Annotated in this window: 18 protein-coding genes; 9 read left to right on the plus strand and 9 right to left on the minus strand. The window is 43.0% G+C overall.

Annotated elements, in window-relative coordinates; all coding sequences use genetic code 11:
• Positions 1–28 precede the first annotated feature (28 nt).
• The 4 genes from HC246_RS09760 to HC246_RS09775 form a co-directional block, all read right to left on the minus strand.
• On the minus strand, positions 29–844 hold the full coding sequence (locus tag HC246_RS09760) for a tetratricopeptide repeat protein (RefSeq protein WP_169363222.1): 816 nt from the start codon (positions 842–844) through the stop codon (positions 29–31).
• A gap of 46 nt (positions 845–890) precedes the next feature.
• Positions 891–1,376, minus strand: coding sequence for a cupredoxin domain-containing protein (locus tag HC246_RS09765; protein ID WP_169363223.1), 486 nt, complete (start codon positions 1,374–1,376; stop codon positions 891–893).
• A gap of 57 nt (positions 1,377–1,433) precedes the next feature.
• On the minus strand, positions 1,434–2,180 hold the full coding sequence (fabG, locus tag HC246_RS09770; RefSeq protein ID WP_169363224.1) for a 3-oxoacyl-[acyl-carrier-protein] reductase: 747 nt from the start codon (positions 2,178–2,180) through the stop codon (positions 1,434–1,436).
• Positions 2,181–2,277: 97 nt separating this feature from the next.
• On the minus strand, positions 2,278–3,834 hold the full coding sequence (locus HC246_RS09775; RefSeq protein ID WP_169363225.1) for a tetratricopeptide repeat protein: 1,557 nt from the start codon (positions 3,832–3,834) through the stop codon (positions 2,278–2,280).
• An 890-nt stretch (positions 3,835–4,724) separates the two neighbouring features.
• Here HC246_RS09775 and HC246_RS09780 point away from each other — a divergent pair.
• Genes HC246_RS09780 through galT form a run of 3 tightly spaced genes read left to right on the plus strand, consistent with a single transcriptional unit; the run spans position 4,725 to position 8,555 of the window.
• Positions 4,725–5,576 carry a Tab2/Atab2 family RNA-binding protein gene (locus HC246_RS09780; RefSeq protein ID WP_169363226.1) on the plus strand — a complete coding sequence of 284 codons (852 nt, stop codon included), beginning with the start codon at positions 4,725–4,727 and terminating at the stop codon, positions 5,574–5,576.
• Positions 5,577–5,617: 41 nt separating this feature from the next.
• Complete coding sequence (locus HC246_RS09785) at positions 5,618–7,534, plus strand: MASE1 domain-containing protein (RefSeq protein ID WP_169363227.1); 1,917 nt, start codon at positions 5,618–5,620, stop codon at positions 7,532–7,534.
• Positions 7,535–7,547: 13 nt separating this feature from the next.
• Positions 7,548–8,555 (plus strand): galactose-1-phosphate uridylyltransferase, encoded by a 1,008-nt coding sequence (gene galT, locus HC246_RS09790; protein ID WP_169363228.1) that lies wholly within the window; start codon positions 7,548–7,550, stop codon positions 8,553–8,555.
• Positions 8,556–8,588: 33 nt separating this feature from the next.
• On the opposite strand, the gene HC246_RS09795 is transcribed toward galT, so the two are convergent.
• Positions 8,589–9,674 (minus strand): S1C family serine protease, encoded by a 1,086-nt coding sequence (locus HC246_RS09795; RefSeq protein WP_169363229.1) that lies wholly within the window; start codon positions 9,672–9,674, stop codon positions 8,589–8,591.
• A gap of 440 nt (positions 9,675–10,114) precedes the next feature.
• On the opposite strand from HC246_RS09795, the gene HC246_RS09800 reads away from it, so the two are divergent.
• The 5 genes from HC246_RS09800 (at position 10,115) to clpS (ending at position 15,155) form a co-directional block, all read left to right on the plus strand.
• On the plus strand, positions 10,115–11,194 hold the full coding sequence (locus tag HC246_RS09800) for a serine/threonine protein kinase (RefSeq protein WP_169363230.1): 1,080 nt from the start codon (positions 10,115–10,117) through the stop codon (positions 11,192–11,194).
• A gap of 55 nt (positions 11,195–11,249) precedes the next feature.
• Positions 11,250–12,245, plus strand: coding sequence for a peptidoglycan recognition protein family protein (locus tag HC246_RS09805; RefSeq protein ID WP_169363231.1), 996 nt, complete (start codon positions 11,250–11,252; stop codon positions 12,243–12,245).
• A gap of 217 nt (positions 12,246–12,462) precedes the next feature.
• The gene (locus HC246_RS09810; RefSeq protein WP_169363232.1) at positions 12,463–13,620 is read left to right on the plus strand and encodes a J domain-containing protein; all 1,158 of its coding nucleotides are present in this window, start codon (positions 12,463–12,465) and stop codon (positions 13,618–13,620) included.
• A gap of 363 nt (positions 13,621–13,983) precedes the next feature.
• Positions 13,984–14,670, plus strand: a complete 687-nt coding sequence (locus HC246_RS09815; RefSeq protein ID WP_169363233.1) for a hypothetical protein — start codon at positions 13,984–13,986, stop codon at positions 14,668–14,670.
• A gap of 176 nt (positions 14,671–14,846) precedes the next feature.
• Entirely contained in the window at positions 14,847–15,155 is a 309-nt protein-coding gene (gene clpS / locus HC246_RS09820; RefSeq protein WP_169363234.1) for an ATP-dependent Clp protease adapter ClpS, read from the plus strand.
• Positions 15,156–15,189: 34 nt separating this feature from the next.
• Here the strand turns inward: clpS and HC246_RS09825 are convergent, their stop codons facing one another.
• Complete coding sequence (locus HC246_RS09825; protein ID WP_169364543.1) at positions 15,190–15,666, minus strand: DUF29 domain-containing protein; 477 nt, start codon at positions 15,664–15,666, stop codon at positions 15,190–15,192.
• A 441-nt stretch (positions 15,667–16,107) separates the two neighbouring features.
• Between HC246_RS09825 and HC246_RS09830 the strand changes: the two genes are divergently transcribed.
• The gene (locus HC246_RS09830; RefSeq protein WP_169363235.1) at positions 16,108–17,514 is read left to right on the plus strand and encodes an alkaline phosphatase family protein; all 1,407 of its coding nucleotides are present in this window, start codon (positions 16,108–16,110) and stop codon (positions 17,512–17,514) included.
• A 543-nt stretch (positions 17,515–18,057) separates the two neighbouring features.
• On the opposite strand, the gene HC246_RS09835 is transcribed toward HC246_RS09830, so the two are convergent.
• From HC246_RS09835 to HC246_RS09845, 3 genes are all read right to left on the minus strand, one after another.
• Positions 18,058–18,396, minus strand: a complete 339-nt coding sequence (locus HC246_RS09835; RefSeq protein ID WP_211167668.1) for a hypothetical protein — start codon at positions 18,394–18,396, stop codon at positions 18,058–18,060.
• Positions 18,397–18,509: 113 nt separating this feature from the next.
• The gene (locus HC246_RS09840; RefSeq protein ID WP_169364411.1) at positions 18,510–19,790 is read right to left on the minus strand and encodes an ISNCY family transposase; all 1,281 of its coding nucleotides are present in this window, start codon (positions 19,788–19,790) and stop codon (positions 18,510–18,512) included.
• Positions 19,791–19,859: 69 nt separating this feature from the next.
• Positions 19,860–20,252, minus strand: a complete 393-nt coding sequence (locus tag HC246_RS09845) for an alpha-amylase family protein (RefSeq protein WP_404822251.1) — start codon at positions 20,250–20,252, stop codon at positions 19,860–19,862.
• Between the last annotated feature and the right edge of the window lie 992 nt (positions 20,253–21,244).

Below are 21,244 nucleotides of genomic sequence, written 5' to 3' on the forward strand. Positions count from 1 at the left end.
AAAAAAAGCGGCATAAGTGCCGCTTTTTTTATTTTAAGGTGAGAAATTTTTCGAGGGCATCAACTAGGGATGGGGGCCAGCGACGAATATTTTTAACCCAATTAATATCTCGGTAGCGTGGATCAAGATTTTCTACAGATACCCAATTACTTTCTGCTTCGCCCTGTTTCTTATCAGCCCAGAGAGCCGCAGTGAGAGCCGCCCGCACATCGGTGAAATTAGGATATTTGCGGAGGATCGTTTTCATTGCCTTGATTGCGGTATCGGTATCGCCAGTTTGAGCGCCGACCTCGTACAACGCGATCGCATTATTACCAAAGGCAGTACTAAATCGCGAATTAACCTGCATCGCTTTTTGATAATCAGCGATCGCCTCTTGCCATTTACCTAAACCAGCCTTAGCATTGCCACGATTGTTGTAGGCAGCCGCATCTTGGGGATCGATCTTAAGCACACGATCATAATCGGCGATCGCCTCCTCCCATTTGCCCAAACTTTCTAAAGCTGCCCCACGATTGAGGTAAGGATCGGGAAAATCTGGTGCAAGCTCTACGGATTTGTTGTAATCTTCGAGCGCTTCCTGTGGTCGATTTTGGCTCATTTTCGAGTTTCCACGATTGCTCCAACCTGCGGCATTATTAGGATAGAGTTTGATTAAATCCGTCCAATACCATTCAGCCTTGGGAAATTCACCTGCATCCGTGGCAGCAAAAGCTTTTTTAACAAGGTCATCCAGTTGATTAGATTCTGCTTCGGTAATATTCAGTTGCGCCTGTACTGGTGCGATCGCTGCGGGATGAAAAAATAAAAATAAAGTAAGAAAAATTGCAAATATCGAACGCATGAGGATTTAATCCTGTAGTGAAACAAACGCGAGTTCGTTCCCTATTCTAAACGCTTGGCTGAATCGTGATGCTGCCACGCATTCCTGCTTCGGTGTGACCAGCGATCGCACAATGCAGTTCATAGGTTCCTGATTTAATTGGCACAAAAGTCCATTCAGCAGTGGCATTAGGCTTTAGTTCTAATTCGCGGACATTGCCCTTAATTTCCACATTGCCAGCCACGACATTTTGCGTCCAGACCGCATCAGCAAAATCTTTGCTAGTGAAATAATGTTTCATGCCGCTAGGATTACTGAGGATGAGTTTGTAACGCTTGCCTGCGTTAAAAGTAAAGCGATCGGGCGTAAATTTTAATTCGTTAGCGGCATTACTGAGACTGACATTAACTGCGATCGCCTGTTGCTTCGTAAAATCAACCGAGGCTTGTTTGGTAGTTGTGCTGACTTGAGAGGCGATCGCAAGATGGGGACTAATTACCATACACAAAATCCCCAATATGCCAATTAGCAAAATTTTCAAGGTGCGACGCATAAGATCCCTCTTAATTCCATAAATTTAGAGAAGGGTGCTTTTGCACCCTTCTCTAATCTAAGCCATGACCATGCCACCATCGACATTAAATACCTGACCAGTGATGTAAGCTGCCGCAGGATCAGCAGCGAGAAATCTCACCATCCCTGCAATTTCTTCAGGCTGACCATAGCGACCGAGGGGAATAAATTTAAGAATTTCTTCAGTATTCTTTAAATCTGCGGTCATATCAGTAGCAATAAATCCGGGAGCAACCGCATTGACGGTAACGCCACGACTTGCCATTTCCTTGGCAACGGTTTTGGTAAAGCCAATTACGCCAGCTTTAGCCGCGCTGTAATTACCCTGACCAGGATTACCCATCTGTCCTGCAACGGAGGCAATATTAATAATCCGTCCTGACTTTTGCTTGAGCATAATTTTGGATACAGCACGAGTAGCGAGGAATACGCCCGTCAGGTTGAGGTCGATCACCGATTGCCAATCCTCTAGCTTCATTCGCAGCAGGAGTGTATCGCGAGTAATGCCAGCATTATTGACCAATACATCCACACGTCCCCAAGTATCGATCGCTGATTTTACCAAGCTATCAACCTGTGCCTCGTGGGACACATCGGCATGGAGAGCGATCGCCTCACCACCTTTGCTCTTGATTTCCGCAACTACTTCTTCGGCAGCACTGACCGAACTGGCGTAGTTCACAATTACCTTTGCACCTTCACCTGCGAGTGCTACGGCGATCGCCCGTCCAATCCCTCTCGATGCACCCGTGACGATCGCTACCTGACCTTCTAAAAATCCCATGCTTATATTCAAAACTCCATAAACGACATTTAAGTTAGTTTAGCGAGTTGAGTGACACTAAATATAAAAAGAGACTGTGCAAAGCACAGTCTCTTTTTTATGTAATTCCTTGTAAGGCTTGGATTGCTTGTCTTGTGCGTTTAATCCACTCAGCATCACGATTTTCTTCGTAGAGCTTGAGCGCTTCTTGGTAAGAGCGAATCGCGTTACTCACCTCACCTTTGAGGGTATATAAAGCACCTAAGCCAAAATGCGCCTTAGCAAACTTAGGGTTAAGAGATAGCGCTTTGAAATAGGCGTTTTGTGCGTCACCAAGTCTACCGCGATCGGCATAGGCAAGCCCTAAACTGGTGTAGTCCACCCAAAGATCTTCTTTGCCAATCTCAATGGTTTTTTGGAAAGCATTGATCGCTTCATCACTATCTCCCTGAGCACGTAAGAGATTCCCCAGATTGCTATAGGCAACTGCATTTCTAGGATCTAGGGTGATCGCTCGACGAAATGCGTTAACTGCCTCAACATTACGATTTTGATCAGATAGAACACGCCCAAGATTATTATAGGCAGCCGCATAACTAGGGTTAATAGCGATCGATTTCTCATAGGCAGCGATCGCGCCATCGAAATCACCTTGGCGACGGAGCGCTAAACCTAAACCATTAAAGTTACTTGCTACCTTAGGATTAATTTCTGTACTACGTCTGAAGGCTTCGGCAGCCTCAGGAATATTATCCTCACGTAACAGTGCACTACCTAATGCGGCATAAATATCGGCATTACGCGGATCTTGCTCGATCGCTTTGCGAAAAGTCAAAATTGTATTTTGCTGATCGCCTAATTGGTTATAGGTTAGTCCGAGATTGTAATAAACATTCGGAAAATTAGGATCGAGCGCAATTACTCGCTTATAGGATTCAATTGAGCCTATGTAGTCCCGTTCTTCATATAGAGAAATCCCCAACGCAAAATGGGCAACTGCATACTGTGGGGCAAGCTCAATCGCACGACGATAAGCCGCGATCGCTTCTTGGCGATTGCCTTGCCGTCGCAGCACCGTACCTAAGCCGTTATGGGCAAGGGCATATTTCGGATCAAATTCAATTGCTTTGCGAAAAGCAGCGATCGCCCCCTCAATATTATTGCGCCTCTCATGGGCAAGCCCCAAATTATAATATACAGGAGCCAGATTGGTATCCGCTTTACTGAGTTGAATAAATTGGTTATATGCCTCGATCGCGCCATTCGTATCCCCTTTCTGATACAGCGCAATCCCTAGTCCGTAATAGGCAGGCGTATAGTTTTTATCGATTGTAATTGCTTGGCGATGAGCATCGATCGCGCCTTGAATGTCGCCTTTTTGACGTAAAGTCACCCCCAAGCCATAGTAAGCGGGTACAAATTCGGGACTCGTCGCGATCGCTTGGCGATACAAAGCTAAAGCCCGATCCAGTTGATTTTGCTCCCTGAAAGAATTTGCCTGTTCTACTAACTTAATCGGTGTATTGGGGTCTCCCTGAGCAATTAGGGGGATAACCCGACTCGTAGGATTTGGCAACTTTTGGGCTAAGGCGATCGTGTCAAGAGCAGGAGCGAGGCTACACATTAGCGGGAAAGCCCCTACTAGTGCGATCTTCGTAATTGCGGTTTTGATCATAGTTACACAGTGCTTATAGCTTGTTTCTGCCATGAAGAATTTAGTGAATTGGCAAAAGCAGAAATGAAAAGAGCAGTCAGCTTACCCTTTTAGTTGAGCATTAAAAACTCTTTTTTAGAAGAGTTTGTCCTTAATCCGTCGCACCACATCCTTGTTATTTTGTTATTTTGCCCTAATTTGATGGTTATCGCTATAGCCACTTGTATTAAGACATAAAAAACAACGCAATAAAAAATCCATGAAAATATAGGGTGTGATTGCTTCTGCTGGCTGAAAATTTTAATGTTAGCGATCACCATCAAGTATCACGCACAAGCGATCGCTTCTAATCAAGGATCATATAGATGGAGTCTTTTTCTTACCTAAGCCCTTATGAGGTCTTACCCATATTTGGAAGTTGTCATGAATTTTCCACTTTACTCTGATGTCTTTCTATTACTGGAGTTTAGACTAAGTTGATTAGGGCAACGAGAAAAAGAACAAGAAGAAATAAGCGAGCAAATATATAACTGAGTAGAGCCAAGAGAATGAGATAGAAAGTAATTGAAATTAGGAATTAGAAGATTCCTTGTGACCCTTCGTGCATGTAACCCTTTCTCCACACATGTCCGTTTCCATTCCTAATTAAACTTTCTGCTTTTCATGCTGATCTATTAAAGTAGTTGGTAGTCCTAAAAAGGAAAGTATTTATTTTGGTAAGGATGGGCGGCGCGAAGCGCCGCCCATCCTTACCTATAAGGTGCAATCACTGTTGGTGATGTGGGGCAATATTTACTTGCTAGTCAAGGAATAGGCTTACTCTAAAATGCAGCATCTAAAAAATGCTAGAGGATGCGATCGCGATAACATGAAAAAAGCTATGTTACCAAAGTCAAGTTAGAACTTAATTTATGTCGAAAATTTGGGAGTTAGATTTTTATTCCCGTCCTGTACTGGATGCTAATAATAAAAAGGTTTGGGAATTGCTGATCTGCGATCGCGATCGTCAGTTTGAATGGGTACGTGAATGTCCATCCAATGAAGTTAACTCCGAATGGTTAGCCAAACAACTTACAGAATGTGTGGAAACAACGGGACAGACTCCGATTAAAATCCGTTTCTTCCGTCCAAGCATGACCAACATCATTATTCGGGGTTGTACACTCGCAGGCATCACAGGACAAGCCTCACGGCGCGTCTTTACGATGTCCTCATGGCTCGCCGAGAGAATGGCAAGCATTTATCCTAACCGTGAGGGTTTTCAGGCAGTTGATCCCAACCCCTTGCCCCTAAAAGTATTAGCAGCTCAAGATCCCAAGCCCATCCCCGATGCCCTGATGGGTGAGAGTTGGATTTTAGTATCTCTTAAGGCAGGAGACTTTGCCGAAGCAAACGAATGGTCGATGGACTTTAGTGAACTCCTCGATATTAGCCAGCTCGATCCCGAAACCATTGTCTCAGGGATTATCATCATCTCCTCAAGAGCAACGGCTTTGGCAGCTTGGATGTCGGGGGTTGATCCCGTGTTTATCAAGTTTGAGCGCTTACTAGGCGAGCGCACCCAAATGCAGTTAGAAGCTAGTGCTGATGCGCGATGGGTATTAGCAAATTTACAAGCCCCAAAGGATAAAAATGCGATCGCTCAAGGCGCAACTTTTGAACAATCCAAACAAAACTCTCAAGGATTTCATTTCTTAGCAGTGCAAAATAAACCTGAAGAAGAACATTTTGCGGGATTTTGGATGCTGAAAGAGGTGATTTAAGCGATAAAATAAAATCCTTCTGATAGTTTAAGGTAAATTAGATGCAAGGCAGTTGGCTATTACAGAGAGGGATTTTTAGATTTGCCATTCTCAACCTGTTAGTAGCTATTGCCTATGCGATCGGGGTACAACTCAGTCATCAATTTGCCACTTTACCTGGTACTGTTGCCTCTGTTTGGTTTCCCTCAGGAATTACCTTAGCGCTAGTTTTTCGGCTAGGTTGGCGGGTATCTATAGGAATTATTTGCGGATCGACCTTCGCTATAATCTTCGGTCTATTGCAGATAGACCCACCCTTATCACTGTTTCATATTTCATTAATTCTGGTAGCCTGCGCTTGTGGCAACGTTTTTCAGCCATTAATAGCCACCTACATAATCAAGAGATTTTCACACCATAAAAATATTTTTAGCCATGTCAAAACTGTAGTTTTGTATATTGGCGCAGCCGTTGTATCACCGATGATTTCTGCAACATTTGGCATTGCCAGTCTATGTATCAGTGGGGTAATTACATGGGAAGGTTTCGGAATTAGTTGGTTGACTTGGTGGCTCGCGAGTGCAATGCCACACTTGATTTTTACACCCACATTATTACTCTGGAAAGATTTTCGTCAAACCTATCAACAGAAAAATTTAGCAGAAATAGTTGGAGTTCTCGGGCTATTCTTGTTAATTAGTTGGATTGCCTTTATCCAGAGCTATCCATTAGCCTATATGCTGCTGCCAGTATTGATTTGGACAGCCTTTCGTTTTGGTAAATTCACCTCCAGTTTATTAGTGAGCTTGATTTCCCTAATTGCAATTCTGTCAACATCGCAGGGATATGGGCTATATGTTAAAAATTCTCCTAATGATTCACTGCTAATTTTGCAATCCTTTATGGCAGTGTTTTCTTTAACATCTCTGATTCTCTCGGCGATTCTCGATGAGCGCACTGTAGCCCAATTATCGCTCAAGCAGGCGATGGAAAGTCTGGAAGTGCAAGTAACCGAGAGAACCGCAGAACTGGAATTGAGTAAGGCTCAACTTAGTGCTTTTTTTAATTCTGCGCCCGTAGGAATGGGAATTGTCGATCACCAGCTACGGTATATAAGAGTAAATCAAGTACTAGCAGAGATTAATGGAAAGTCCGTTGAGGAGCACTTAAATCGCACTGTTCAGGAAGTATTGGGTGACTTCAACCCCATTATTGAAAAATACTTTCAGAAAGTTTTAAAAACAGGAGAACCATTACTAAATCAAGAAAATACAAGTAATGTACTAAGTAAAAATGGTATTGAGCAGACTTGGCTATCTTCATATTTCCCGATCTTCAATGTCGAGCATATTCCCTTTAGTGTGGGGTTTGTGGTGATTGATATTAGCGATCGCAAAAAAGCCGAGGCGGATATGAAGTATGCCGAATCAATTCTCAGAAAGGCAAATTTGGAACTAGAGAAACTGGTGAATATCGATGGCTTGACCCAAGTTGCTAATCGTCGCTGCTTTGATGAGCGCCTTGTGCTTGAATGGGAACGCCTATCTAGAGAGCAACAGCCATTATCGTTATTATTATTTGATATTGACTATTTCAAACTTTATAACGATTACTATGGACATCAAATGGGTGATGATTGCTTAACAAACATTGCCCAGACTGTGAAAAAAACTCTCTGTCGTCCTGCCGATCTTGTAGCTCGTTATGGAGGTGAAGAATTTGCAATCATTTTGCCGAATACTGATATTAATGGTGCAGCTACTGTGGCGGAGCAGATTCGGGTAGCCATTATTAACTTAGCGATCGCTCACCAAAAGTCGGGGATCAAAGAGCTAGCAATCGTCACGATCAGTCTCGGAGTAGCGAGACTCTTTCCCAATTCCATGCAAGAGCCATCGCTCCTCGTCAAGCAAGCAGATATCGCACTCTATCGCGCTAAGCAACAGGGACGAAATCGATCTATAGTTTTTGTGGAATAACTCGTAAACCGCTATGTCTCACCTTCGTCAAAACGTGATTACTAAGGATTGGGTGATCTTTGCTACTGAGCGGGCAAAGCGTCCCCATGAGTTTGCGCGATCGCAGGAAGACACACCGCCCGAATTACCCAGTTATAAGCATAGCTGTCCTTTTTGTCAGGGCAATGAAAATGCTACGGAACCTGAATACTTACGCATAGAAGATGATCGCGGCTGGCGCGTGAGGATTATTCCCAATAAATATCCTGCACTATCACCAATTGGGGAACGTATTCGTCATAGTGAAGGGATTCATCGATCCATTACAGGTGTGGGCTATCACGAGGTGTTGATCGAGCATCCCGATCATAATGCGACGCTTGCTCTGATGGAACTCGATGATGTGATAAATGTTTTCCGAGCCTATCGTCAGCGCTATAGAGTGATTAGCCATGACCAACGCATCGAGAGTATCATTATCTTTAAAAATCATGGCGAGGGAGCAGGTACTTCCCTAGAGCATCCCCATTCCCAAATCACGGCAACGCCTGTTGTTCCTTCCCAAATTCGTTATCGCTTAATTGAGGCAACTAATTATTTCGATGATATCGGCGAGTGTTTATTTTGCCATACCCTCCGTGATGAACTCAATGCTAAGGAACGCATTGTTTTAGAAACTGAGCATTTTGTAACATTCATGCCCTATGCGGCTTTGTCCCCTTTCCATATGTGGGTATTTCCGCGTCGGCATAGCTCCTGCTTTAGTGAGATTACCGATCCTGAGTTAGCAGATCTTGCCTACAATCTCAAAACGGTGCTTGCCAAGCTATTCTATGGACTTAATAATCCTGCTTACAATTACACTATTCGCTCGATGCCTACCGATGAAAAACAATCGGATTACTTCCATTGGTATTTAGCGATCGTGCCGCGTGTCTCTAAGGCAGCAGGTTTCGAGTTAGGGAGCGGTATGTATATCAATACAGCGATGCCTGAGGATAGTGCGAGTTTTTTGCGCGAGATCGAGATTCCTAAGTTTTAAAGTTGTGATACCTGCGTAGCAGGTATCACAACTTTAAAACTTAATTTGATAATTAGTAATTCCTGTATTTCTAGCTACGGTCAATAATGCTTCGGATGGTCGCTGAGAGAGGTAATTGATGATTTGCTTGGCATCACTAATTGGTGTGCCATTTAAACTCACAAGGCGATCGCCTTTTTGTAAACCCATCCGACTCGCAAGAGAATTGGGGCGTACTTCGTAAATGGTGAGGCTATTGGTCAGCACCACTCCTAGCAAATGTCTTTCTGTTGTGGGAGTTGCTGGTGATGTAATAGCAGTTTGAGGAGAGATTGAAGATGTAATCGTTGATTGAGGATTAGGAAGAGTCGCAATAGAATTTCTATTCGTGGGGATGAAGGCAGCACTGCGGGTGATGAATTCCTTAGCAATGGGGGCACTAGTAGCAAAGCCAATGCCTGTATTCGATCGCCCATCGGGACTAAGAATAGATTTGTTCACGCCAATAATTTCGCCATGGGAGTTGAGCAAAGGACCTCCCGAATTGCCGGGGTTTAGTCTGGCATCGGTTTGGAGATCGCCATTAGATGCGACACGGCTGAGAATGCCTGTAGTGAGGGTTCCCGACAAACCAAAGGGACTACCGATCGCAAATACTTTTTGTCCGACCAGAATGCTACCTTGATCGGCAAATGACAATGCTGAGAAGCGATCGCTACTGATAATCCTAACCAGTGCTAAATCATTTTTTCGATCTATGGTCAAAACCTGTCCATCGTAGGTTTTGCCATCGGTATTAATGATTTTGACATTGCCATTTTTGGCTTCGCGAATGACATGTTCGTTAGTAATTACTAAGCCTTCAGGGGTAATGATGCTACCTGAGCCAGTGCTAGTTGTTGTTTTAATCGTTACTACCGCAGGATTTGATGAACGATAGACTTCCATCGTAATTTTTTCTTCGGGATCAAAGTCCTTAGGAGTAGCAGCAAGAGATGCCTTACTAAAACTAGGAATGCTAACTAGTATGGCGGATACAAGGCTTAAGGCGATCGCGGTAGTTTTCATGGTTGGCTGTCTGCATAATTCCTGTGATGCCAAATCTGACGGGAGGAGCGATCGCACAGTTCCAGCCAGCATCTACGCTATTTGTCGTAAGTGACTTGCTATTAATTAAAGTACCTGTGGCTTCGACTCCGCTCAGCCAACGTTAGCTTCGACTTCGCTCAGCTATAGATAATTCAAATAAAAAATAGGGCTTCGACTCCGCTCAGCCAACGTATATAGATGGCTGAGCGGAGTCGAAGCCTCTTTTAACTTATTTAGAACTGCTATAACGTTGATGGGACATTTTTTATCCGCAAGAGCCTAAGTATTGGGCTGCTCCTGTAGCGAGCAGACCAAAGCGCTGGATTAGAAGTCCTATGTTGCCTCTTGAGGGTTATAAGTAGCTCAGCATAAACCAAACCCAAATTGCTGTTTCGCACGCTATGCGTGCGAAACAGCAATTTGGGTTTTAGGTATACTTATGCCTAACTATTTAGAAGGTAAAATGTTTTTGCCGCTAACAAAGTTTTATTATGCGACTTTGCATCAATCCCAATTGCAATAACCAAAATCAAGACATTGTAGAGCTTTGTCAACAATGTGGCTCAGAGTTACTGATTGATCGCACCTATGTCGTAAAGCGGTTGCTCAGTGACAAAAGTGGGTTTGGCACGATTTATGAAGTAGAAGATCCCAAACAACATCCTAAGGTACTCAAAATCCTTAAACCTGAGTTTAACGATCAACCAAAAACGATCTCACTCTTTGAACAAGAAGCTTTTTTGTTAGGCAGAATTGAATCCAAGGGATTACCCAAAATTGACGCTTATATCCATCATTATTTACCTGATCAAAAAATGCTCTATGGCATTGTCATGGAAAAGATTGAAGGGAGCAATCTGTATGAATGGATACATAGCCATAAGCCACTCTCCGAAAAAATGGCAATTGGTTGGATGCGGCAAATTGTGCGCGTATTGCAAATCGTGCATCAAAATGGATATTTCCATCGCGATATCAAACCTTCCAATATCATGCTCAGACCATCAGGTCAACTTGCTCTAATTGACTTTGGTACAGCAAGGGAAGCAACTTTTACATATTTAGCCAAGATTGGTGGTGTTGGGGGCGTGACCCAAATCTCTTCTGCGGGTTACACCGCTTCAGAACAGGAACGAGGCTTTGCGATTCCCCAATCTGATTTCTATTCATTAGGGATGACATTTATCCATTTAGTGACAGGTACTTATCCCCTTGATATGCATGATCCCATGACAGATATTTACCATTGGCGCAAATTGGCTCCTCAAATCTCCGATGATTTTGCACAGCTACTAGAACGACTGATCGCCAAAAGACCAGTTGATCGGCCACCTGACTGCGCGGCAATTTTACATAGTCTCGATGAACTCGATCGCCATGCCAAAGAACTACAAACTGAGCATCAACTCCAAGCAAAACGCCAGATCCAGCAAGCAGAAAAGAATCGTCAGCGTATCTGGCTCGGCTTAGCGATCGCCTTAATCGGATTGGTTGGTTATGCGATCGCTATTGCTAGGCGAATTATTCCTTCACCAATTCCATTGCCACCATCCATCGTGCAGCCTAAATAAATTTCGATCAGTTTCCAGAAGTTTCGAGAAGTGAAAAAGTTATTATTAAACGACTATGCAGATGAAAAGATTATTAGCGATCGCTATTTTTTTACTGACCTTGATGGGTTTTATCCTCTTAGCGGAACCAGCAAAAACGAAAGTAGTCGCCGATGCTAAGTTTACAGAAACTAGTCCCCAAGGAACTTCAGTTAAACTCTCAAAACCGACAAAGCCGCAAAAAATCGCTCAGGATTTTCCATCTTTTAACTTGTCTCCAGAAATCAACCAATTTGCACCAGTCCAAGGCTGTGATATTCAACCGCCAGCAAATCCCCCTAATCCTTCATTACCTGCGGCTCTCACGGCAACTCCCATTACCCTAGAGCGATTTCGGAAAGCGAATATTGCCCAAGTAAATCCCACCGCCGCTCAAAAGGCACTTACCTACAACCCTAGAGAAATTATTGCTTTGGCAGCATCCTCTAACTATGGCGATCGCTATCTCAAGGATCTATCAGGCAAACCTGTGAATAATCAACCAATTATTGTTCTCCATGAGACTGTTGGCTCTGCTAATAGTGTGATTAATTTTTTCCAAGATTTCCATTATGACGAAGATAATCAAGCGAGTTATCACACCCTAATTGCCCTTGATGGAACGATTATTTACTTTGTACCACCAGACAAACGTGCCTTTGGGGCAGGTAATTCTGTATTTGTCAGTTCGCTTGGACAAGAGGCAGTCCAGACCAATCCTCGCTATCCTAGCTCGGTGAATAACTTTGCTTATCACATTTCTCTTGAGACTCCTGAGGATGGAATGCACAATGGTTATACCCATAGCGGTTATACAGATGCTCAATATCAATCTCTGGCATGGTTAGTTTCTAAAACTGATGTCCCTTTAGAACGCATCACTACCCATAGAATTGTCGATCTCTCTGGCTCTCGCATCGATCCCCGCAGCTTTGACTTTAATCTGTTTAAAAAGCTCCTCAGTACCTATCCTAGAAATAATGAAATTGCGATCGGCTGTGTTTTGCCTGTTCCAGAAAAAAAGAAAGTATAAACCTAAAGATAGGCGGAGCGATGAGCCGCCTATCTTTATTTCAGAATACAAATAGCGGTGCGATGCGCCGCTATTTGTATTTTTGGGGTTGAGCAATACGCTCTTAAATTTGTCAAAGTTCAGGCAAATAGCGCTCTATTTTTAACCTTTTATTTGCTATAGGTAGTTGATTGGTCAGTTTTACAGCATCACTTAGTCATTGGCAAGGCTCGCACATATGAATCAGCCCAAGCAGCCAAAACCTCAGTTTATTCGCTTTGATCGTGGCATTAGTCAGTATAACCACGACTATTATGCTGCCTTGGGCTTACCGATTGTGAGTAATCCAATGTACATTCGCAATGTCTATTTGCGAATCGCCCGTATCCTGCACCCCGATGTCTATGGCTTTTCGGCAGATGAGAAAATCATTGCCACGCATTATCTTGCCAAATTGGTCAATCCTGCCTATAACGCACTGATGAGCGAGCAGGATCGCAAGGCATATCAAGGAATATTTAAGCTACTTGCTAAGCGGCTCATGCAAAGGTCACGCAATATCCAAATTCACTCAGAGAGTGCCTGTGAGTTGCTCATAACTCCTAGTGATGATGTTTATGAGCGCTTAGTTACAGAGATTGCGAAAGTCCAATATCAATCTTTAAACCAAATTCTCGATTTTACAGCCCAGATTAGCGAACTAAATTTGGTTTATATCCTTTACCAAGAGGGGTATCGGCATGGAGCCGCCAATATGCCACCTGTACTTGCGCCAATGTTAACTCCTAAAAGCACTAAATCGCATACCAAAAACTTCCTTCCTCCACCCTCTAAACCAAGTTATGCCTATAGCCTTCAGTATTCATCCGAGTTATACGCTCTTAATTCGCCATCAAAGTCTGATGAGACGGTAATGCAGGCAAGGAATGATGGGAATGACACTGTAATTCAATTCAGAGAAGATGAGACAGTACTTCAATCCAGAAATGAGGTTCACAACATTGAGTCTGAGAAGATTAATGCGCGGATCAAAATTTGCGAAGTCTACATCTTGCAGAGTAATTGGAAAGCCGCACTCCAAGATTTGCGAGCAATTTTGCGAGAGGATGCAAACAATAGTAAATGTCTAGCCATGCTAGGGGTGGTTTATACAAATACTAATCAACTCCAAATGGCGAAGGCAAGCTTTAAGCGATCGCTGTATATTAATCCTCAGGAAGCTCTAGCCCTGAAGTATCTTTTGGAATTGAATGAAACTGGTAATCCAAGCATTTCTCCTCAAAATAACAGCAAAAAATCTTCCCACCCCAATTCCTCTACTAAGAAATCTGTTTTATCACCAAAGCAAGGCTGGCTAAACCATTTACTTTCATGGTTTTCCTCCCAAAAATCCTAAAAGAAACAGATTTTTATGGCGTGGCTTTTCCACGCCATAAAAATCTGTTCTGTATTTTAACTTCATCTCAGGTTAAGCTTGCAAATTAAGCCCGAAATCAAAAGCCTTGCGTAGCAAGGCTTTTGATTTCGGGCTTTGAGAGAGGGTTTGCGTAGCAAACCCTCTCTCAAAGCCCATTTTAAATTATCCCAAACTCGTATTAGGTTAAGCTTGCAAATTTTATAAGTCCAGAAAGAAAAGCCTTGCTTAGCAAGGCTTTTCTTTCTGGACTTTGACCGATATTTTGCGTAACTTGGGAACAAAGTCAACTATGGATTAGTCTATAGTTTAGATAGAACTCTATTGGCATCGCCAGAGGCATTTATGAGCGCTAAACATACTACAAAATTGGCAATAGTATCATCGGTAAGTATGGTACTCAGCTTAGCTGTAACATCTCTCATTTCTCCCCCTAGTGATGCGTATCAAAAGTTTCAATCACAATCAGCACAGACCGCATCGCAGCAAAATCAAATAGCACAGGTATTTCGCTCTACCTATAACTTACCTGTTGGTCAAGCGATCGCTACAAAAATCAATCGCCAAGATACCCTCTACATTGCTAAGGGCGAAACCGTTAACGCGAGTCTTCTAGTTGCCCAAGATATTGCTGCTAACAATGGCACTGTTTTAATCCCTTCAGGTGCAGTCATTGAAGGGCAATTTGTGCCTGTGGAAGGTGGCTCCAAGTTTGTCGCCCAAAAATTGACGAGTCGTGGGGCAACGGTCAGTCTTCAAGCAGAATCAGCATTAATTAATGATATGAAAGATCCTCGTGAGACTAATGCAGGCTCAATCTTGACTGATGCTGGCATTGGTGGAGCCGCAGGTGCGGTGCTTGGTGGCGTATTGCGTGGTGGTATCCGCATTGAAGATATTCTCGGTGGTGCGGCGGCTGGAGCCGTAATTGGAAATGTGACTGCGCCTCAGGTAACGGTCATTGAACCTAATACTGCTATCAATATCATGACTAAACAAACCCTCACTTTTGCGACCCGTGATGATTATTAAGATCTAGAATTAAAAGCCTTGCGTAGCAAGGCTTTTAATTCTAGACTGACGCTGTTTTATTTCAGGTGTTAAAATTGGCAGGTAGCTGTAGCTGTCACCACAATATTTAAGCCAGAAAGCCACAGTTATAAAATCAATTTTGAGATAATTCAAGATATAGAGCGTTTGTTGTAGATATGGCTATTTTTGCTGCTGTTCAAACTCCCGAAAAAGTTAAAGATACCGTAAGGGAAGTAGTACGCAAACCTTACCCCAAGTATAAGGTCATTGTGTTAGACGATGATTTCAATACTTTTGAGCATGTTTCTAATTGCCTGATGAAATATATTCCCCACATGACCGAAGAGCTAGCATGGGAGTTGACTAATCAAGTGCATTATCAAGGCTTAGCGATCGTTTGGGTGGGACCGATGGAGCAGGCTGAGCTTTATCACGCGCAATTAAAACAAGCTGGGCTAACGATGGCTCCCCTTGAACCTGAATAAGTATTGCGGTTTTCATTTTGCCGTAGGCAAGTGGCTAGTTCGGATAAAAGTCTTGATTAAGAATTTGCACAGTGTTATAGGGACATCTTGATGGTAAGTCCTTCTTATCGAAAGGGGTTTCTTTAACAACAATGGCGATCGCCTGTTTGTAGGATCTCGCGATCGCTTCTTCGGTATAGGGCTTGAGACTAGGGTTATCAACTAAAAGCTCTTGAATTTCCTCGCGCTGTAAGTCAATGGTGATGCGCCAACTTTTGCCTCGTAGTTGGGGTTGGTATTCCCACTTTAGTAAATGTCCAATCAAAACTCCAAAGCGATTGCGTAATTCCTGTTGCTGTTGCTTACCCAAGGATTCAATCTCCTCCGCCAAATTCTCCAAATCTAAACCCTGTAATTTGCCGAGACGTAGCAATTTTGCTTGTTCCTGTGTCCATCCGTAAAAGTCTTGCTCGTAACTATTGACAGAGTTATGAGAAGTCAGATTAGGCAAATCACTTGTATTTAGCATCATGACACCTCTACTAGTCGATTTTTGGCTGAGATTGCGAGAAACACCACCCATACTTATATTCTAAGGACTTTGTAGAACTTGGTGAGCAGTTAACTGAAGATTAGGAAATATCACTGAAGCGATCGCCTGATCATTCTAACCTTATCGCTTATAATTTTTTTGGACTCAAAAAAATCTAATCATTTTTCTCAGGAGAGCAGTGGCGATCAATCATATGTTCAAAAGTTGAAAGCGATCACTACCAGTGTATTTAAACGCGATCGCTTAATAATTATTTGTCTTTGCGATCGCCAATAACTTCTCTAGACTCAATGACGAAGCGAACCATTTTTGATGGCACAATCTCGGATAGAAACAGACAACTTTAACGGGCGTGAAGATTAGGGGAGGAGGCGATCACGCTACAATGGTCAATATGGTGAATCCATTCTAAAAATAGCCATGGCAAATTCTTCGTTTCCCAATGTGACCGCTCTTGCTGAAGCTGCTTTGCTCGAAAGACAATCGCTACCACCTGAATTGTTGGAAGCAGAGACAGTCCGTCCTAGCTATGATGGCTTGGGACTGGCGAATGTGCCCGCCTTAGCGATGCATTGGTTGGGTGTCGATATGATGCCAACTTCTATCACTGCGTTGCCACCATTCAATCCATTGCTGTTGGAGAATCCAGCCGTAACTGAGGCGTGGGAAGCTTGGCAACAGCAGGATGAAATCAATCATGTGGTTCTATTGATCGTGGATGCCTTTGGTTATGATCAACTCCAAACTGTAATGGCAGACGGTGATGCTCCTGGACTAGCGATCGCCTGCGGCAGTCCCCAAGCTTTTTTCATGCCTGCGACTTCAGTCTTTCCAAGCACCACCGCCACTGCTCTCACTAGCGCCGCCACTGCCCACGCTCCTGCTCAACATGGCATCATGGGGACAAGAGCCTATGTCCGAGAAGTGGGAAACATTGTCAATTTTCTACGGTGGACACCAGGCTTATCCCCCACATCGACCCCCTATCCAGATTCACAACTTAATCCAGACACATTTGTCCCCGTCCCGAATTTATATTTGACCTTGGAGGATGCTGGGGTCGATGTGGGAATTGTCAACTGGCGCAACTTTCGAGGATCTAGCGTCAGCAGGTTCACCACAGGCGGTGCACAAGCGGGTAAACAAGGGTATGTTGATTATCTGACGGCAAGCGATGGATTTGTTCAGCTTCGAGATCGTCTGCTCAGCCTTCAAGAGAAAAGCCTTCAAGAGAAAACTAAGAGTTTTACACACCTCTATATTCCGAATTTAGACAGTGCAGCCCATCGGTATGGTCCCCTGAGTCCTTGTTACCGAGCAGAGGTTGCGACGCTAGATTTTGCGTTGAAGCGGGAGTTGTTCGAGCCATTGCGGGGTCGATCAGACATTGTGTTATTACTGGTCGCCGATCATGGACAACGAACGATCGCCCCAGATAAAGTACTGTGGTTGAATCACCATCCTGAGTTAACAAAATGCCTATGCGCTCCCGCAACGGGTGAGTCGCAAGCTCGATTTTTGCATGTTAGATCGGGACAAGAAGCATCAGCGATCGCCTATATTCAGACCCATTTGAGAGATCAGTTTTTAGTAATTCCCAAAGATAAAGCAATCCATCTTGGATTATTTGGATTACCCGAACAGCCACCTACTGAGGAAATTGGCGATCGCATGGGAGATTTGATTTTAATTCCCCAAAATGGCTGGTCTTGTTTTCAGCATGTGGGAGAGACGAAACCAGAGGATTGTCAAACGACGCTCTTAGGTATTCATGGTGGTGTGACCCGTGCTGAAATGCTGATTCCGTTCTTAGCCTATCGATTTTAGGCTGATCGCAATCCCTATCCATTCTGTGCTGTTATTGCTAATTAGCACGCTAAAGAATAGATAGATTTCTCTCTAAAAGTGGATTACATATTCTTGTTGAGCATTAAAGCAAGATTGCTAATTTATTCATGCAATCGCATGTCCAAAAATTGAAGGCGATCGCTACCAGTTTATTTAAACGCGATCGCTTAACAATCTATTTGTCTTTGCAGCGAGACGTATCCTGAAAGCGATCGCCAATGATTTCTCCGAACTAAGCAGTGAAATCAACCAATTTTTGTTTGCCAAATCTTGGCTAAAAATAGATAATCTTGCATAATCTCCTGTTCATTGGTATTTGGATATCAGTTCAAGTGCAGCACAAAAGCTGTTGCGTCTATTTAATAAAGCTCTGATTTATTTTCACAACACTCAATGAATTTTTCAATCCTATTTCTCAAGAGAGCTACTATAGCAATCCGAAATCATTTGTAATTGGATAACGATTATTTTGGGCGTTTTTAGATAAATGCTTAAAGCTATGGCTCACGTCGGATCGTACTACTAGATTTTTTGACACTGCGTAAACGGTTCTCGGATGAAGTAGAGAGCATCTCGCCCTTGAACTTCTATACCACCTTTATTAGGAGTTCCCCAACGAGTTACAAATTTTTTCCCATTGCGACGCTCAACAGCAACAGTAAAGTTATTGCGTAACTCCCGATAGCAACCTTCTAGATTAGATAATGTTAAATCAAGTACAGGAATATCAATTTTATCAAGTCCTTTATTTTCAACAAAAAAACCTTCTGCACCTCTCTCCATCATCAAAGCAGTTTGACGATTGATAACTCTTAAAATGTTTTCTTTAACATTCTTTCCATCCTTACCACGCTGAGTCATAATCTGACGGAATTTAACTCCAAACGGAATATAAGCAGAATTAAGATTATCGGCATTGAAGACTAGAGGTGTTCCTCCCTCTCTCGCTAACCAGCAATTCTCATTATGAAAAATTAACTACTGTTGGGAGGGAGATCTAACTCCAAACCTTGAATCATAAAAGTCAAAAGATGATCCCAACTATCAAAAACAAGATATCGAGTCAAGGCGCGTAAATCGTTAAAAAAGGTTTTGCGGGTTGGCAAATGAGAGCGCAATAACTGGTACTTGTCATCGACCAATTCCAATAACGTGTGAAATAGTAGGGACAAAATATTGAGGGTGGCTAGGAATGAAGCAAGATGCTCCTTGCCATGTCCAAAGTTGTGTTCTAGGTTGTAGCCCTTAGTTTTGAGAGTATTGTTATTCTCATTTTCCACTTTCCAACGAGTACGACCAGCCAGCACGATTTCCACCACTGTTTGCTCAGTAATCAGGTGATTGGTGGCAAAAGAGTTTTTGTAAACTACCTTGCCATCAGGTCTAGTCACAGTTAGTTCACACCAGTTAACCAGCAAAGCATCGTCACCATCTTTGATAGGTAGCCCATTGACATATTGGTAGGTATAGGTCTCTTGAACTTTCCCTGTCCACTTATTGACAACCACCGTTGGCAAAGCAATCCCTTCTATATGCTCATAGATAGTGGGGTGAGATTCGGGGCGGCAGACTAAGATGAAGTTGAACTGTTGCTCTAATAGCATTTGGCAGAGGGGTTGGCGAGAATAAAGGTCATCACCCAAAACAGTTACCTTGAATGCACTGTACTTACTGCCATGTTGTAACAACCATCTTTTGGCGGCTGTATTCTCACAGTCTTGCTTGTCATTTCCATCCTGCGGCACAATAAATTCTGGTACTAGGGGAATCACTTGCGATTGATGTGGACTGACGATAACTGGCGTAACTACGCTATGAAAATAATGAATTTCTCCTGATTTCATTTTCCTACTCGAACAATGGTGACAGTGTATTTGTTTTGAACTAAAGTACTCTGTCCCATCTAGCGCCATTAATAGATTGTTGGCGAATCCTCGAAATCCTTGCAGTTTCCCCTTTTGCTCTATCGTCTCCAAGATTGTCTCGAACACTGGAAACATTTCTTTAGGTTGCACTGGGTCTAGCAAGTCTCGGATATGGTTATCCGTTGGTATTTTATGCACCCCAAATAAACTTTGGGCGTTGCTTCGCCCTTTTGTCTGCTCCATTGTCCGCTGGTAAGACAAGAATGATGGACTTTGAGTGAAAAATACACTGAATGCACTCATGGCTGCATCTTCCATGCCATAGCGACTATTTTTGCCTGTCCGCTTGTCTGGCAATGATTCTAGTTGTTGTCGGAAAATTTCTACAATTCTGTCGAATGAGCCTTGTGCTTTCAAAGCTCTTCCCCTAAATCAATCATCATGTTATTTACAATATCCCTATATCAACGGTTTGACTAGCCTTCGTTCATAATGAGAATTGCTGCTCGCTAACACATATGCTGTCGCAAGATAGGAATCAGTGGTATCGTCATAGGGACTATATGCGTCTTTCTTCGCTTTTCTAATTTCTACCACTGAATCGTGATTTCTGCCAAAGGTAACACTACGAGAATCATTTACGGCATTACTTGGTAGCGATCGCAAATCCCCACCGAAAGAGAATGCACCTTTCATGGAGTTGTAAAGGAGAAAATCTGTGACCACAGCAATCCAATTGTAATCTTCTGCTTTCGTATCATTGTCTTCTATGACTTCAAGATAATTCCAAGTATTTCCTTTACTTTCGGCATCAATAAAGTCAATGTACTCTTTCTGGACATTAGCAGGCATATGCTTAGAGGCATCAAAACGAAATCCATCAATCCCTAAGTCAAGTAATTTCTTGAGATGTGCTTTTTGGATGCGTTTGACATTGGGAGTGAATTTGAGATCTGGAAGGCTGGCGAGCCAACAGTTAAGTTCCGAGTCCCTGTTGCCATCGTTATAGCCATTTCTATTTATACCTTCTCAAATTATCGAAAGCTTCATCCAGTAAAGCTTTCATCGAATCGACTCAAAAGTTATTTCCTAGTTTTCGTTAATTCAGGTCATAATCATTGAGTGAATTCGATGAAAGATATGCTAGACAAGGATTTTGGTGATTTCAAAAGATATCATATAGAGGTCGCACCCCCAGTACAATCCCAGAAGCAAAGACATCTAAAAATGCTGCGATCGCGGCGATTAATACTGCCAGGTCGCACCCCCAGTACAATCATAAAAGCAAACACATCCGCCGTCTTGCCAACAGTGACACGTAGGTATGCACTCTCTACGCAATTGAGGAACAATTAAGTTTGGTGATACTAGCATTTCTTTCAATGTTACAACTGTTTGGTGGTATTCACTGGACTCATTAAATGCTCTCTCTGCAGTAAACCCAGGCATTTTCATTGTGCTCATTTTGTTTTGGTTGGTTAGATTTAACGGTCATAGTACTGTGACAATTTAGTCACCAAGAACGGAAACTCCTCAGTCACATCAACACGCACATGGCTAAACTCTCAATAGTCAGCACCCAGCAGAGCTGAGCCTACCCTGCTTTCTCATCAGCATTGGTTAATACAAACCCCGCAACAGTATTCACCTCCGGTATTGGCGCAACAAGTACAATTTGCTGCGCAACCCCTTTCACTCCTCAGGCTAGCTACTACTGTTGCTTTCCCGGTAATACCATCTGCTGTGATTTTGGAAGCCTCAGCCATGTGGTATTGCCCACTTGCTTTGTAAAATGATGACTCTGCGGTAAACCCAGGCATTTTTGTACTATTCATTTTGTATCT

It is taken from the genome of Pseudanabaena yagii GIHE-NHR1, assembly GCF_012863495.1.
Lineage (GTDB): Bacteria > Cyanobacteriota > Cyanobacteriia > Pseudanabaenales > Pseudanabaenaceae > Pseudanabaena > Pseudanabaena yagii.